This window comes from Bifidobacterium asteroides (genome assembly GCF_009683175.1).
Taxonomy (GTDB): Bacteria; Actinomycetota; Actinomycetes; order Actinomycetales; family Bifidobacteriaceae; genus Bombiscardovia; species Bombiscardovia asteroides_H.
The window spans coordinates 240,258-255,290 of record NZ_WKKW01000002.1 but is presented as its reverse complement, the minus strand read 5'-3'; the positions used below and the strand labels follow the sequence as shown (position 1 = coordinate 255,290).

Genomic DNA, 15,033 nt, shown 5'->3' with positions numbered 1-15,033 from the left:
CTGACCTTAGTCGCCGTTGGAGGAAAGAAGACGAATGCCTGCCTGGGCCATGGTCTTTCGAGCCTCGACGCCCTGATCCTCGCTGACCGGGACAGTCAGATCCTCGAAGACCGTGACCTGGTAGCCAAGTTTTGCAGCGTCCAAGGCCGTCTCCTTGACGCAGTGGGATTCGGCGATGCCTACTACGTCCACTTGGTCAACGCCAGCTTGCGCCAGTGCATCGGCCAAGGTGACTCCAGATGCTTTGGCCGCAGCGAACTCCTGCCTGCTCTGGATTTTATCGGTGTTGTCTTCGATGCCTTCGAATCCGGAGTAGGCGGCTGAGTACTGGCCCTTTTTGAAGTGGTGGGCGATGTCCAGTCCTCGAATCTTGGGATGCAACTCCGCTCCGGGTGAGCCGGCTACGCCGTGTTTGGGCCAGGTGTCCACAAAATCCGGGTGATCGGACCAATGAGATCCGGGTTCGATGTGCCAATCCTGGGTGGTGGCCATGTAGGCGTAGTCCCCGGCATGATTGTGGACATAATCGGCGATTTTGCCGGCCGTGGCGTTGCCTCCCTCGACTCCGAGTTCACCTCCTTCGCAGAAGGTTGGTTGAACATCCACGACGATCAAAGCCTTGGACATGGTGATCACTCCCTTGGTCGATGCTGACGGTAGGCAGAGGGAATACCGGTTGAAGTTCGGCGAATATTCCTCTTACGTATCAGTTTAATTCTCGCTTCCGCGTCGGCCCTTCCGCTTGGGTGCATGTGGACAAATATGGCGGTGAAGCAGCATCTTGTGGACAAGATGATAAAGGGGATAACGGGGGAGAATAAACACGGATGTGTGAGGCGGATCCATACGGGCTTTTGGGGTGTTTGCTTGGTATTCTAAGTGCCAGGATTGTACGGAGTTATAGCCGGTGCTTCTGGGGCTGACTCTTCCATAGACTACAGAGCGGGCATCGTTCCAAGGGAGGAGATGCGGGTATGAGGATCAATGAGTTTGGGCAACCTATAGGTGATGCGATTTCGTTTCCCGGGGCCATGACGCCGGAGCCGGTCATCTTGACTGGCAGGACCGTTCTGGTAGTGCCCTTGAACGAGAATCAAGGCGATGCCTTCTATGAGCGGATTTTCAGTCCAGAATGCGACAAAGCCATCATGACCTATAGCACTCACGATCTCTATCCTGATAGACCAACATTCGACTCAGGGTTTGCATCCATGATTAATAGTCGGGATCCTCTCTTCTTTGCTATTCTCCGCAATCCGTCTGCACATGGACTCAGTGTCGGTCAGTCTGCAGATGGAAAGGATGCGGATATACGGAAGCATGTCAAGCTTCATGATTCGTCGGATCTGTTGGGCATGTACGCCTTGCACCGGATAAGGTCCGACGTGGGAAGCGTCGAGATGGGGCACGTTATCTATACCCGTGAGCTGCAGAGAAGCAGACAGGCTACCGGGGCCCAATATCTGATGGCTCGGCATGTCTTCGAGGACTTGGGCTATCGACGATACGAGTGGAAGTGTGACAGCCTCAACGCGCCCTCGCGGGCGGCTGCGCTGAGGCTGGGATTCCAGGCTGAAGGCCGGTTCAGGAACGATATGGTCTACAAGGGCCGTACTCGGGATACGGATTGGTTTTCCATATTGGACAGTGAATGGCCGACAGTAAAAGAGCGGTTGGAGACCTGGCTGGATGATGACAATTTCGATCAGGATGGCATGCAGAGGCGCCGTCTGCAAGATTGCTGAACGATTGCTGATCTGAATGCAGCCGCTTATGGTTGCGCCGCGGCATCCTTGATGAGACCGAAATAAACATTCATGGCTCGGGCTGTAGGAGTGTCATTGCGGCGCATCAGCGCAAGCGGAGTTCCTTCAAATAGCACTTTTCCGCCCGCGCTTCCGGCTCCCGGGCCCATATCGATCACCCAGTCGGCCTGGCCGATGAAGCGCAGGTTATGTTCTATGACGATGATAGTGAGACCTTTGCTGGTGATGAGTTTGCGTAGGAGAGCAATCTGCTGCAGGATATTGGATTCATGCAGGCCGCTGGTGGGCTCATCCAAAATCAGGGTCTCGCGAATCCCCTCCTTGAGTAGTCTGGCCAGCTTGAGGCGTTGCAGCTCACCGCCCGAGAGCGTATCAAGAGCCTGCCCAACGGATAGGTAAGACAGACCCACATCCTCCAGGGCCTTCATAGCTGGCCCCAGCACTTCACGATATTGGTGCATAGCCTCGCTGGCAGTCAGTTTCAGCACCTGGGCGATGCTGAGACCACGGTATCTGGCAGACAAGGTCTGCGTTGAATACCTGGTTCCATGGCAGCTTTCGCAGATAGTGCTGGTGTCGCCCATGTAGGCAATATCCAGGGTGACGACCCCCTTGCCCTTGCAGACCGGACAGGCTCCGGCAGCGTTGAATGAGAAGAGCGAGGGGGACTCGCCTGTGGCCTTGGCAAAAGCCTTGCGCAGCGGGTCGAAGACACCCAAGTAGGTCAACAGGTTGGAGCGTCCGCTGGTCTTGATTGGTTTCTGATCCAGGAGTAAGGCCTCATGTTGAGCCATGAAGCCTTCCTTAATAAGGGTGCTCTTACCTGAGCCGGCCACCCCGGTCACCACAGTCAGCATTTGCCGGGGTATCTTGGCGTGGGCTTCTCTGACGTTGTGGGCAGTGACCTTGTCTATTGTATAGAAGCCATGCGAAGGCACCGATGGTTCATTTACCACGCCTGGATTTGCCAGGGCTCTGCCAGTTGCTGTGCCGCTTCTCAGCAGAGACTGATAGTTCCCTTCAAAGACGATCCGTCCGCCTTCACTGCCTGCCCCTGGCCCCATATCGACGATATGGTTCGCAATGGCGATGAGCTCGGGGTCATGATCCACGATCACTACCGTATTGCCCTTGTCTCGCAAGCCCTCAAAGATTTTCTTGATCCCAGTCAGGTCATGGGGGTGCAAGCCAACGCTTGGCTCATCGAAGATGTAGAGGACGTCATTCAAGGGGCTGTTCAGGCAGTTGGCGATTTTCAGACGCTGACCCTCTCCTCCGGAAAGGGTGGAAGTGCCACGCTCCAAACTCAAGTAGCCCAGACCTACCGTTATCAGATTGGCTATCTTGCGTTTCAAGTCCTGCAGAATGGTCTCAGCCTGATCGTCATGAATCTTTCTAAGCCATTCCTGGAGGTCTGCCACGCTCATGGCGGAGCAGTCAGCTATGTTCAGTCCGCGGATCCTGGCTGAGCGCACCTTGGCGTTAACTCTGGCCCCCTGGCAGTCGGGGCACTGGGTGATTCGCGTAACCTCCTCCAGCTCATGCTGGTACTTGTCGTTGCTCTGGTTGATGAAGGTCTTGGTGATCCTGGGCACCAATCCCTCATACATGGCTGTCTTGTGCCAGTTGGGGCCAGGGTGTGCCGGTTTTTGCCTCTTGCCGTAGAGCAGGAAGTCGAGGTCATCTCTGTCCCACTCCTGTAGAGGCAGGTCGTTGTCAAAATAACCTGAATCCGTATACCTGGTCAGCCTCCAGCCGCCTGGCTGGAAGGTGGGAAAGTAGATGGCTCCCTGGTTCAGCGAGAGATCCATGTTGAGCAGGCGATCAAGCACCAGAGTGCGCACAGTTCCGAGTCCCTGGCAGATCGGGCACATCCCCGCAGGATTGTTGAAGGAATATGTCATGGAGTACCCGATGAAGGGCTGGGCCATACGGGAGAACAGCAGGCGCAGGGCAGTGTAGATATCAGTGTAGGTGCCTACGGTTGAGCGAGCATTGCCCGAGAGCTGCTTTTGGGTTACGACAATGGAGAAGGGCAGGTTGTCGATTCGGGCGACTTCCGCAGGCTCATACTTGGGCAGGAGCTGCTGAATGTAGGAGCTGTAGCTGCGGTTGATTATGCGCTGTGATTCGGCTGCCAGTGTGGAAAACACAAGAGACGACTTTCCTGAACCCGACAGGCCGGTAACCACGGTGATGGCCCGTTTGGGTATGGCCAGCGAGACTTGCTGGAGATTGTGTGTGGAGGCCCTATCAATAAGGATGGATTCCGTCCTCATCGGGCGATCCGCTCCTGGCGTAGCTTGGCGATGAGTCTGTTGGCAAGAGCAGTGAACTCTTCCTGCTCGTCTTCGGACCAGACCTGTCTGGCGTCTTCCTCAAGGGTCTTATGCTGTTGATCGATGATGCCGAGCATGTCCCGACCGTCCTGGGTCAGGCAGGTCTCCAGCTCTCGCCGGTCACGGGTATCGGGCGTCTGTCTGATGTATCCGAGATCGCGCAGCGTGCTCAGGTTCTTGGAGACCTTGGATCGGCTCATACCAAGTCGCTGACCAATCTGTGATGGCCTGAAGGCTCCAGTACGCAAAACAGTGAGGATATCGAACTGTTGCCAGGTGATGTCTCCTGGGTTGACCCTATTACGCTCTGCTACGAATTCGCACTGCAGATACATGAGAGCGTTATAAAGGGAAGAGGATTTATTTGATTTCATAATGGAAACTATATCATATTGGAAATTATCTATTGCTCAGGTAGTTACCTGTGCCCCGGATTCGTGCTTGTCTGACTGTATTGACTGATGAAGCCACGTCTCAGGAGGTTCAATATTGGCCTTGTGTTGTTGAAAGAGCTTCTTGCATGAGAGTAGGTGTGTGTCTGCCTGGTGGATCCCTTGATGCGGTTTAGCAATTTTCTCTGTTGGTCGCTCCAAGGTAAAGGAGGTCTGTTGGACTAAAGGCTCGTGATTTGTTGACAGCGGCGGTGGGATAGAGTGTCAACTTATCATCCTATCAGTATTGCTTAGCCAATCGGCTATGCAGAACGACGATACTGAGGCCAAAATGCTAGGTAAACCAGCATGCCCACCGGTCGGAAAGGCTGAGCTAAGGCTCTTCTTTTGCTCGAGCCTCCTGCATTAAGAACGTTGATGAATAGGTTCTTGTATTTCCTTGATTTGACAGCTAGGCTTTCTTCGCTAATAATGTAGCATGCTACATTTTAGAGAGGCGGTATCTTTTGGAGCTCTCGGAGAAGCGGCCAGAGGGGCTGGTCAAAATAGCCAACACCCTGCTGGAAAAGCACATGAATGAGTGTGTGCGGAACATCTTTCCCAATCTGACTGGTCCCCAATTCGTCATGGTCTATTACCTGTATGAGCATGAGGGCCTGGAGGTGACGCAGAAGACGGTGGGCGACAGGTTCCGTTTGAGCCATCCCACGGTTCGGGGAGTTGTCAAACGGCTGGTCAAGGCAGGATGGCTGACGGCAAAGCCACAGACTGATGACCGACGTCAGATGGTTCTTGAGCTTACCGGACATGCACGCAAGGAGCTGAACGCCCACCAGGTCGAGATCCGGCATGCATTGGAGGCCACGGGCAAGCTTGCCTTGAAAGGGTTCGATGAGCAGGAGAGCAGACAGCTTGTCGGCTATCTGGAACGAATCATTAGAAACATGGAATCCTGATCTGCCTTAGTTGGATCAAACAAGCTTCGGACCGAGTCGGTGAAGGACGGGGATGATGCGGTATGAATGAGGATGGCGGCAAAGGGGAAGGAAGCCAAGGCGGGACTGAGGGAAATCGCACTGCGATGGTGGGCACGCTTTTGGCAGGGGCCTTCCTGGCCTTGATGGCGGAGACTTTCCTTAACAATGCTCTGCCTACCATTATGGCGGAATTCCATGTGTCCCAATCCACCGCACAATGGCTGAGCACCTCCTATCTGTTGGTGGTGGGGCTGATGATACCTGTATCGGCTTGGGTGTTTTCCAACTTCCGGTCCAAGCACACCTTCATGGCCATGATGGGTATTTTCCTGATGGGCTCCCTGGTCTGTGTCTTCTGCGAAGGGCATTTCCCGCTGCTGTTGGCGGGCAGAATCATTCAGGCCGTGGCAGCCGGATCGTTGATGCCTTTCATTCAGAATGTGGTACTGCTGCTTTTCCCGCCGGATAGGCGCGGTGTGGCCCTGGGCGTGGTGGGCCTGGTGGTGGCCTTGGGTCCGACGGTTGGCCCCACGCTCTCAGGGTTTGTTTTGGAGCACTGGTCCTGGAGGGCCTTGTTTGTGCTGCTTGCTGTCTTGAGCGCCGCGATTCTGGTGGCCTCGTTCTTCCTGGTCTATACGGTCAACCACCAGGCGAGAACTCGGCTGGACGTGCCTTCCGTAGTTTATTCCTGCCTGGGTTTCGGGCTCATTCTGTACGCCCTGTCCGCCATTGGAGACGCGGGTGGTGCGTCAGTGCTTGACCTGGGATTGCTGCTTGCTGGCGTGCTGGTAGTAATCCTGTTCTGTCGGCGTCAGCTTCATCTGAAGTCTCCGCTGGTGAATTTGCGTGTTTTCATGAATGCCACCTTCAATCTGACCAGTCTGCTGAGCACCCTGAGCAACATTGCCATGGTCGGAGTGGAGCTGGTGCTTCCCCTGTACTTGCAGAATACGCGCGGGTCAAGCGCGCTCACTTCTGGTCTGGTCATGCTGCCAGGAGCCATTGTCATGGGCATATTCAACCCCCTCTCTGGTCTGATCTATCAAAGAATCGGAGCGAGGAAGATTTCCCTTTTGGGGTACACGGTGCTGCTTGCCGGAACCTTGCCGATGATATGGTTCGGCACTACTACCAGTCTTATCGTGATCGCCTCCTGCTATGCTCTGCGCTTGGCAGGAGTGGCGCTGGTCATGATGACCACCTTCACCGAGGGCATCAACGCATTGCCCGCAGAACTCACGGCCCATGGCAACGCGGCTGCCTCGACTGTCCGCCAGGTGGGCGGTTCACTGGGTACGGCCGCAGCCATGATGATTGTGACCATCGGCACTCAGCGCGGCAGTCTCAGCGGAGCCACGTCAGCCCAGGCACTCGACCAGGGCTACCAATGGGCCTTCATCTTCCTCACGCTCGTAGCCCTAATCGGTCTATGCGGCTCTCTCTTCCTCAAGCCGCGCAAACTGACGGGCGAGTAAGAGGAAAAATTTTGTGCATTTACTGGATAGTCTCTTTCAGATGCTGTTCGGTTGACTAGCAAGTGGGAAATGCTGCGGACGTAAAACGACTATTGCCCAGGGTGAGGCCATGAATTCGATAGGGAAGGGAAAAGCGCTTCCAAATACGGGGAGCAGGAAGCCTTCGGTGTCGGTGAACAATATGTGTTTGTGGCGGTACTCGATAAATTCATACGAGGGTTGCTGATCGGCGACAACGTGATTCTTCGGTTTTCGAAGGCTGAGAGCCATCGATCGTTGATCGGTGAGTGCCTTACCTTGTCGTGGTTGACCATGATGTGGTAATCGTCGTCGATGGAGATGAGCCCTTGGTCAAAGGCTCGGTCGTGGAGGGCATTGAGCAGCAGGCCGTTCGATGCGGCAGTTTTCTCGGTCGGGGTTGAGGCTTTCCATGGTTTGACATGGCTGACAATCAGCATTGAAGGTATCTGCATGCCGGTGATGCAGCATGTGCACTGGTAGTTCAAGAGCAGTGAATTGCGGAAGTAGGACTGGTTGATCCGCTGAATCGTGGTCGCTTCGCGCTCGCCGCCTTCGGGATTGGGCTTGTCAAGCAGCATTTTTGTTGCGGTTTCGAGCGGGGAATATCGGTCAGAGGCCAACGGTGCTGGGTGGAAGTGTTGTTTGCTGGCTTGCAGGAGTGCGTGTTGGAGCAAATCGAGGCACTCCGCCATGAAGGCATCAGGATTTTCTGCGTACCATTGCCAGACTTGGGAATCCAGCTTGCTGCCATGCTTCATGCCCGCCTTGCCTTGGGCCCTCCGATTGACGTCATGGGCTGCGATGTTCCAGATTTTCAAGGCAATAGAGTCGGGAGTGCGATGCAGGAATGACGCCAGACGCTGTACGTCTAGCCCATTGTCGTCACACTCCCTGGGCTCAAGCACCCTGTTGACTGTTTGCAGACGCTCCAAGTGCTGTTTTATTCTGGCTATATTGCTTTGTTCCTATGCGCACTGTGGAGGGAGAGGGACGGATGACAAGGGAGTTGGAGCTTTCGCCACGGCACGGTGGTGATTTGGTCTCTGTTGAGTATTCGCTGGAGCTTGCTAATGACAAAGGTATAGAGGCTGGATTCGGCGCTGATAAAACGACCGAAGATTTTGGTGATGGAATCTATGTGGAATCCATTGAAGAAGATGCTGCAAGTGGCCATGTGCAAGATGACGCGCAGCTTGATTACAAGATCGCTGCGGCTTGTGGAGTGGTTGCGGGTTTATGTGATTCGATTTTTGTTGGCAAGTTCTCTCTGGACAAGGCGAACGAGTGGGGTTCGGAGAAAGTCAATGAATTCGTGGTTTGGGTGGCAAAGCAGCATTCTGGTTTTAAAGGGGAGTCCCTGCGTGATGCCATTCATTTCCTAGAAGATCAATATCCTTTTGTTGGTGATAAGTACACGGCCGAATTTGGCGGCGGTTTGCAACATCATCTCAGAGACTTTTCTCACCACTTCTCCCTTGAAGGATTGGTGTTCTCGATACTCACTCAATTTACAGGAAAGGTATACGGCACCAATCAGAACGGAGATTTCATTGCAGTCCCGGTGGAAGAACACTGGTTTAAGGAAGGTTTGATCGGCGATACTGTCTGCGAAAAGCTGTTCTTAGGCACGGTGCAATGGTTCTTTCACATGGCGTCAGACGTGTCGGGGTCAAGTTCGAATCCCGGTGAGGGCACGGGAATACCTGGGCCTTTTCTTTCTATTATTAAGGAATTGTCCGCCTTGCCCGTGTTTAAAAACGCCATGGATTCCGGCATGGGGTTACGGAAACTTCTTTCCAAGATGTTCAATGGGACCTTATTCGCTCAAGTTGACGATGAAGGTCGTAAAGTCCTTCGTAGGTTTAACCTGCGAACTGAAATCGGAATTGTGCATGTACTGGGGCGTCAGGCGCTCCCAGTGTTGCTGAATGAGTGCCTGACACGGGGCTGCTATTTTCTTCATCATCTTTATCTGGAAATGAAAAACAATGAAGTCGACTCTTTGGACGACCTGTCACAGCTGGATATGGGTGTGGTCCTTCCATTCAATAATTCCAGAGTAGTCCGCATGGTATCCATTGCTTCGGCTACCTTTACTGCAGTGGATCTAGCGGATGCTGCTATTCGGGCCGCCTTGGTCGGGATTCTAGTAGGGGGATTCGATAGCAATCTCTTCCTGCTGAAAATCAACTATGTAGGTGTGACTCGTCTGGTTTTCGCAATAGGTGTGGATGTCAAAACGGTATGGGAACGAAGAGCAAGCCACAGGCAGCGGCGGCAAAACGACGATTCGGCCGGTCGGGTGACAATGGAAATGCTCTCGTTGAAGCCGGAGCATCTATCTGTATTGTTCTCGATAGAGCGGTTGGCGCTTTATGAGGATATAGATCGAAGTAGGGCAGTGGATCGGAGAGAAAAGGAAAAATGGTTTGACAGGTGGTCTGAAAACCTGCCTGATGACTGTGATCTCCTTAATCGCGGGCAAGTGAAACGGAGAATTGAAGAACTTGTTGCGCGGGACGGAGACACATGGAAAGCATTGGTTCTGATTGAACTTGCGCGGTTTGCTCCGTATGACCTATATCGTTTTGAAACGGAGTCAGAGAATCCTGAGGGAGGGCCGGACTCCTCGATCAAGAGAACTAAACGCCCAAAATTTGATTCAAAGATCCTCGAAGAATTATGGCGTGATGTAAGCGGCGATTCGGATAAATCCCCTGTGCAGCAGACCGCTAAGGCGCTGAATAGGAATGCCGGCGTATTGAATGGTAGCCGAACCAAAAAAATTGTCGGTGCTGCGGGAACTGCCGCGGTTGCGGTTGCTACGGGAGGTGCAGCCTTTACATTAGCGCCAGTCATAGCGCCGTTGTTTGCCGGGTCGGCTGTTGCCGGCCTATCTGGTGCTGCTCTTACCAGTGCGAGCCTTGCAGCGGTTGGCGGTGGTGCATTGGCTGCTGGAGGCCTCGGTATGGCAGGCGGCACAGCCATAATCGCTGGTGGCGGCGCAGTCTTGGGTTTGGTCGGTGGTAGTGGGGTAACTGCTGTTGCTTCGCTTCTCACTGATTCCAAAGGAGCGTTTGCCCTCGACGAATGTTCGAAGCTCCTAACATTTTGCCAATCCGACTTCGCTCAAGCTGATATGAGGCCAGAGACGATTGAACGGATCCGACAAGGCTTGCTCGATCAGATTGAACGAACGGAAATTCAGCAGGAGGTCTTCTCTATGCGTTCTGAAGATAAGAACCTAGACAAGGCTGAGAAGAAGGAAACCAAGAAAGAGCTCTCCGGTCTTAAGAAGAGCCTGGGGTACATGCATAACTGTGAAAAGGAATTGGCGAAGCTGATTAATCAGAAAAATCGCTCAAAGAAGACTGCGACAGTTGCGAAAGACGATGTTGAATCGGCCTGATCAATGACGGCGCTTGGATGGGAATCATGCCGAGATGAGTGTGCATCGGATTCTGTGCCTTGTCGTATCAGTTGATAGGGATGCGACCAGCCTTTGCCGACTTACTATTACCAATACTCTTGGGGTCGTGGAGGTGAGTAACAAAAAGGGGTTTTGGAACCCCAAAACCCCTTGCTGGCGGAGGATACGAGATTCGAACTCGTGAGGGCGTGAACCCAACACGCTTTCCAAGCGTGCGCCATAGACCACTAGGCGAATCCTCCAAAGCTGCAGTGAGCGGGGCCGTAGCCTACGTGACCCTGATCAAGGCAACTAGGAAATAGTAACACAGGGCGGGGATTGCAGGCCAGTCCAGACGTGTCGCCGACAATTCCCGCCCTGTTCCTGTGTTACTTGATCTGATCCATGGAAAGGCCAAGAGCTTCGGCCACGCGCTGGCCGTAGTCGGGGTCAGCCTGGTAGAACTGCCTGGTCTCGAGAACCTGGATCTCCTGGTCATCGACGGATCCCAGGGTGTTCTTGATGGTCTGGATCAGGCGGTCCTTCTCTTCCGGGCTCATCAGCCTGTAGAGACGGCCGGCTGCGGAATAGTAGTCCTTGTCATAGGGGCGGGAGTATTCGGTCTGCCCTTGGACGGCATCGCTGTGCATTTTGGCATCGTTGTCTTCCACGGGGCCGCCCTTGCTGTTGGGCTCGTAGTTGACCGATCCATCCTGACCTTGGGACATGAAACCGTCCCGTTCGTAGTTGTGGACCTCGTTGACCGGGCGGTTGATGGGCAGCTGTTCGTAGTTGGCGCCCAGACGGTAGCGCTCAGCATCCTTGTACCCGAACAGGCGGCCCTGCAGCAGCTTGTCGGGCGAGGGCTCGATGCCTGGAACGAAGTTGGCGGGGGAGAAGGCGGCTTCCTCCACATCATCAAAGTAGTTGGTCGGGTTGGTATCCAGCACGAACTCGCCTATCTCAATGCGCGGATAGTCCTTCTTGGAGACCACCTTGGTCACGTCGAAGATATCGTCCTTGTAGTCCAGGCCCTCCTGGTAAGGCAGGATCTGCACGCAGACCTTCCACTTGGGGTAGTCGCCCCTGTCGATGGCATCGTAAAGATCATGCAGGAGGAAGTCCGTGTCCTCGGAGGCGACCTTGGCGGCGGTCTCATCGGTCATGTTCTTCACGCCCTGCTCGCTCAGGAAGTGGTACTTGACCCAGAACTGTTCACCCTTCGCATTGACCCACTTGAAAGTGTGGCTTCCGTAGCCGTTCATGTTCCGGTAGCTGGCAGGGTTGCCCCTGTCACCCATCAGATAGGTGACCTGGTGGACAGACTCAGGGGAGTGCGACCAGAAGTCCCACTGCATCTCCTGGCTGCGCAGGTGGGTGGCCGGGTCGCGCTTCTGCGAGTGGATGAAGTCGGGGAACTTCAGGGGATCGTTGACGAAGAATACGGGGGTGTTGTTGCCCACCACGTCGTAGTTGCCTTCCTGCGTGTAGAAGCGCAGGGCGAAGCCGCGGACGTCGCGCAGGGTGTCGGGATAGCCGGATTCGCCGGCCACCTGGGAGAAGCGCAGCAGGATGGGCGTGGTCTTGCCTGCTCCGTTGAATACGTCGGCCTTGGTGTAGGCGCTCATGTCCTTGGTCAAGGTGAAGGTTCCCTTGGCTCCGGCTCCCTTGGCGTGGACTACGCGCTCTGGTATGCGCTCGCGGTTGAAGTGGGCCAGCTTTTCGAGGAGCTGGTAGTCCTGCATGAGGATGGGCCCCCGGGTGCCCGCTGTCTGGCTATGGTTGTTGTCTGCCCAGTGCTGCCCTTCGTTGGTAGTAAGTTTGTCGTTCATGTCTGCTCGATTCCTCTGACACCTATGATTTTCGCGATTGACGGTCCCATGCGAGTCAGGTCCGCGACCCAGCTCCTGGTTGACCACTCGATCGCTGATGGCAGGACTCTTGATAAAATCCTGCTATTCTCCACCGTATCTGACGGGGGATTGAGTTGGTGGATATGCGCGCTGAGCGAGAGTCAGATATGTCACTAATCGAGCAAGATGCTCATGATGCCGAAGAGTGATGTGTCTGTTGCGGGCGGAATTACAAGAGAGCCGCCGACGATGCCTCATTCAATCGGCAAACGGCGACGGCTCTCATCAGAGCACTGGTGCTCAGAGCATCTGTATCAGTTCGCCCACATCCTGGATGACCAGCTGAAGGTTGAGCCCCGTTAGGACCGCCACCACAATCCAGGCCAGGAAGGCCATCCATCGAGGGTTGGCATACTTGCCCATGATCTTCTTGGAGGAGGTGTACCAGACCAGGGGAATCATGGATATGGGCAGGGCCACGCACAGGAAGACCTGGGAGTAGACCAGTAGACTATCCAGGGCGGACTCCTTGCCTCCGAAGGCGATGGTGCAGATCAGCACGGGGATGATGGAGATCACACGGGTGACCAGCCTGCGCAGCCAGAGAGGGATCCTCATGCGGATGAAGCCCTCCATGACGATCTGTCCGGTCAAGGTGCCGGTGATGGTCGAGTTCTGGCCCGAGGCCAGCAGGGCTACGGCGAAGAGGGTGGAGAGCAGACCGGATGCGACCGGACCGGCGATGGTCTTGTCGCCAAGGGCGTTGTAGAGGGCGGTGAAGGTATCCAGCCCTTCGCCGTGTCCGAAGAACATGGCCGCACCCAGCACCAGCAGCAGGCAGTTGACCACGAAGGCGGCGGACAGCTGGATGTTGGAATCCCAGGTGGCGAAGCGGACAGCGTTGGCAACCTGACGGTCATCGCTTCGGTCGAAGTCGCGGGTCTGGACGATGGATGAGTGCAGGTAGAGGTTGTGGGGCATGACCGTGGCGCCCACGATGCCCAGAGCCATGGTCAGCTGGCCGTTGCCCAGGATGGCCTTGTCGGGGATGAAGCCGCGGAAGACTGCGGGCATGTCGGGCCTGGCCAGGAAGACCTCGTAGAGGAATACCGCCATGATGACCAGGATCAGGGTGGCCACGATGGCTTCGATGCGGCGGAAGCCGATCTTGGTCAGCAGCAGGAGGATGAGCACATCCAGCACGGTCAGCGTCACGCCCAGGATCAGCGGAATGCCGAAGAGCAGTTTCAGGGCGATGGCCCCGCCGATCACCTCGGCGATGTCGGTGGCCATCACAGCCAGCTCCGTGCAAATCCAGAGGACGAAGCTGAGCCGGCGGCTGGTGTGCTGGCGGGTGGCCTGGGCCAGGTCCAGACCAGTCACGATTCCCAGCTTGGCCGACATGTACTGCAGCATCATGGCGATCAGGCTGGAGATGAGGATGACGCTCATGAGCAGATAGCCGTACTGGGCGCCGCCGCCGATGGAGGTGATCCAGTTGCCCGGGTCCATGTAACCGACTGCCACCAGAGCGCCAGGGCCGGAGAAGGCTGCCAGGTTCTTCCAGAAGGAGGAGGTTGAGTTGGGTACGGAGACCGTGGCGTTGATCTCCTCCAGAGAGCGCCCATTGGCCGTCTCAATGATGGGATGGGATTGGTGCTGCCGACTGGACGGCGGAGTCCTGACTTCGGATCCGGCTGGACTGGCGGACCCTGAGGCGGGTCGGGTCTGAGTGTTCGGCATGTCACCTTCCTTGATTCTGGACCGTGGTGGTCGTGTGGCTGGCTATAGACTTCGACCCTTCGAAGTCTAGTGGCGCTCGATGAAGAATACCAGAGGTGATCTGTGACAATGTCGAAATATGCCTGCAGGGGTTGCTCGCGGGTCGCGCCATGGATCTGTGCTATAGACTGTGGAACATGGGAATTGCCGAACTGTCCTCCAGCGCCCAGGATTATCTCAAGGTCATCTGGGATCTTCAGGAATGGGATCAGGGCCCTGTCCAGCCCACTGCGGTGGCCGAAAGGACGGGCATGAAACAGTCGACGGTCTCGGGCGCGCTGGGTCGTCTGGTCGATGCCGGTCTGGTCACCCATAGGCCTTACGGCAAGGTGGAGCTTACTGAAACCGGTCGTCGCTATGCGGTCACCATGGTCCGGCGCCACAGACTGCTGGAGACCTTCCTGGTGCAGGTTCTCGGTTACGGCTGGGATGAGGTGCATGAGGAGGCGGACAGCCTTGAGCACGCCGTCTCCGACAAGATGGTCGACCGCATCGACGACTATCTGGGCCATCCCACCATGGATCCGCATGGAGATGCCATACCAACCGGTAGCGGATCTCTGCCTGAACTTCCTGCTACCTGTACGCTATCCGAAGTGCCGGTCGGCTCAACGGTTCGAGTTCAACGCGTCAGCGACGAGGATTCGAATGCTCTCAGGTACCTGGTTCGCATCGGCTTGGTGCCGGGAAGTCTTGTGCGTGTGGAGGGCAAGGATGCCCCTCAGGGACAGATACGCTTGAATCTCCTGAAGAGCGGGCGCATTGCTGATGAAAGAAATCAAAACAAGCTTTCTTCCAAACAAACCATTCATCTTAAGGACGCGGACCGCATCCAGACTGTCATCTTGTAACGGTTGATGTGTTTGTGAATCGCATATACAGGCATGAATGCAAACTCGTAGTCGCACTTCGTCGTCGAATTCTTGCACAGTAGAGAGAACGCATAAATATAGTGGACTGTCTTGCCATGGTAAGTTTGCCCAGCGCCAGGCTATTCTAAAATAGAGCGAATTTGACTC

At 55.2% G+C, this 15,033-nt stretch carries 11 protein-coding genes and 1 tRNA gene; 5 read left to right on the top strand and 7 right to left on the bottom strand.

Features of this window, described 5'->3' with window-relative positions; translation table 11 throughout:
* Nucleotides 1-6: 6 nt before the first annotated feature.
* The gene (locus GKC41_RS05085) at nucleotides 7-627 is read right to left on the bottom strand and encodes an isochorismatase family protein (protein ID WP_154313248.1); all 621 of its coding nucleotides are present in this window, start codon (nucleotides 625-627) and stop codon (nucleotides 7-9) included.
* A 347-nt stretch (nucleotides 628-974) separates the two neighbouring features.
* On the opposite strand from GKC41_RS05085, the gene GKC41_RS05080 reads away from it, so the two are divergent.
* Nucleotides 975-1,745, top strand: coding sequence for a GNAT family N-acetyltransferase (locus tag GKC41_RS05080; RefSeq protein WP_154313247.1), 771 nt, complete (start codon nucleotides 975-977; stop codon nucleotides 1,743-1,745).
* A gap of 26 nt (nucleotides 1,746-1,771) precedes the next feature.
* On the opposite strand, the gene GKC41_RS05075 is transcribed toward GKC41_RS05080, so the two are convergent.
* Both GKC41_RS05075 and GKC41_RS05070 read right to left on the bottom strand, forming a co-directional pair.
* Nucleotides 1,772-4,045, bottom strand: a complete 2,274-nt coding sequence (locus GKC41_RS05075) for an ATP-binding cassette domain-containing protein (protein ID WP_154313246.1) — start codon at nucleotides 4,043-4,045, stop codon at nucleotides 1,772-1,774.
* Nucleotides 4,042-4,440: a MarR family winged helix-turn-helix transcriptional regulator gene (locus GKC41_RS05070; protein WP_229281642.1), complete on the bottom strand. Its 399-nt coding sequence runs from the start codon at nucleotides 4,438-4,440 to the stop codon at nucleotides 4,042-4,044. The genes GKC41_RS05075 and GKC41_RS05070 overlap by 4 nt, the downstream gene beginning before the upstream one ends.
* Nucleotides 4,441-5,003: 563 nt before the next feature.
* Here GKC41_RS05070 and GKC41_RS05065 point away from each other — a divergent pair.
* Nucleotides 5,004-5,453, top strand: a complete 450-nt coding sequence (locus GKC41_RS05065) for a MarR family winged helix-turn-helix transcriptional regulator (protein WP_154313244.1) — start codon at nucleotides 5,004-5,006, stop codon at nucleotides 5,451-5,453.
* Between the two features lie 62 nt (nucleotides 5,454-5,515).
* On the top strand, nucleotides 5,516-6,949 hold the full coding sequence (locus tag GKC41_RS05060) for a DHA2 family efflux MFS transporter permease subunit (RefSeq protein ID WP_154313243.1): 1,434 nt from the start codon (nucleotides 5,516-5,518) through the stop codon (nucleotides 6,947-6,949).
* Between the two features lie 89 nt (nucleotides 6,950-7,038).
* Here GKC41_RS05060 and GKC41_RS05055 read toward each other — a convergent pair whose 3' ends face one another.
* Entirely contained in the window at nucleotides 7,039-7,902 is an 864-nt protein-coding gene (locus GKC41_RS05055) for an HNH endonuclease (protein WP_229281641.1), read from the bottom strand.
* A gap of 62 nt (nucleotides 7,903-7,964) precedes the next feature.
* Here GKC41_RS05055 and GKC41_RS05050 point away from each other — a divergent pair, with 62 nt between their 5' ends.
* On the top strand, nucleotides 7,965-10,379 hold the full coding sequence (locus GKC41_RS05050) for a hypothetical protein (RefSeq protein WP_154313242.1): 2,415 nt from the start codon (nucleotides 7,965-7,967) through the stop codon (nucleotides 10,377-10,379).
* Between the two features lie 175 nt (nucleotides 10,380-10,554).
* Here the strand turns inward: GKC41_RS05050 and GKC41_RS05045 are convergent.
* From GKC41_RS05045 to GKC41_RS05035, 3 genes are all read right to left on the bottom strand, one after another.
* Nucleotides 10,555-10,642 (bottom strand) — tRNA-Ser (locus GKC41_RS05045).
* A 126-nt stretch (nucleotides 10,643-10,768) separates the two neighbouring features.
* The gene (locus GKC41_RS05040; RefSeq protein WP_154313241.1) at nucleotides 10,769-12,211 is read right to left on the bottom strand and encodes a catalase; all 1,443 of its coding nucleotides are present in this window, start codon (nucleotides 12,209-12,211) and stop codon (nucleotides 10,769-10,771) included.
* A gap of 321 nt (nucleotides 12,212-12,532) precedes the next feature.
* Complete coding sequence (locus GKC41_RS05035; protein ID WP_229281640.1) at nucleotides 12,533-13,975, bottom strand: Nramp family divalent metal transporter; 1,443 nt, start codon at nucleotides 13,973-13,975, stop codon at nucleotides 12,533-12,535.
* Nucleotides 13,976-14,151: 176 nt separating this feature from the next.
* Between GKC41_RS05035 and GKC41_RS05030 the strand changes: the two genes are divergently transcribed.
* A complete protein-coding gene (locus GKC41_RS05030; protein ID WP_154313240.1) occupies nucleotides 14,152-14,865 on the top strand; it encodes a metal-dependent transcriptional regulator in 714 nt (237 codons plus the stop codon).
* Nucleotides 14,866-15,033: the final 168 nt, after the last annotated feature.

What these genes read in the sequence shown, in the direction of transcription:
- GKC41_RS05085 (WP_154313248.1), bottom strand. Translation starts at nt 627, where the DNA reads ATGTCCAAGGCTTTGATCGTCGTGGATGTTCAACCAACCTTCTGCGAA.
- GKC41_RS05080 (WP_154313247.1), top strand. Translation starts at nt 975, where the DNA reads ATGAGGATCAATGAGTTTGGGCAACCTATAGGTGATGCGATTTCGTTT.
- GKC41_RS05075 (WP_154313246.1), bottom strand. Translation starts at nt 4,045, where the DNA reads ATGAGGACGGAATCCATCCTTATTGATAGGGCCTCCACACACAATCTC.
- GKC41_RS05070 (WP_229281642.1), bottom strand. Translation starts at nt 4,440, where the DNA reads ATGTATCTGCAGTGCGAATTCGTAGCAGAGCGTAATAGGGTCAACCCA.
- GKC41_RS05060 (WP_154313243.1), top strand. Translation starts at nt 5,516, where the DNA reads ATGAATGAGGATGGCGGCAAAGGGGAAGGAAGCCAAGGCGGGACTGAG.
- GKC41_RS05050 (WP_154313242.1), top strand. Translation starts at nt 7,965, where the DNA reads ATGACAAGGGAGTTGGAGCTTTCGCCACGGCACGGTGGTGATTTGGTC.
- GKC41_RS05040 (WP_154313241.1), bottom strand. Translation starts at nt 12,211, where the DNA reads ATGAACGACAAACTTACTACCAACGAAGGGCAGCACTGGGCAGACAAC.
- GKC41_RS05035 (WP_229281640.1), bottom strand. Translation starts at nt 13,975, where the DNA reads ATGCCGAACACTCAGACCCGACCCGCCTCAGGGTCCGCCAGTCCAGCC.
- GKC41_RS05030 (WP_154313240.1), top strand. Translation starts at nt 14,152, where the DNA reads ATGGGAATTGCCGAACTGTCCTCCAGCGCCCAGGATTATCTCAAGGTC.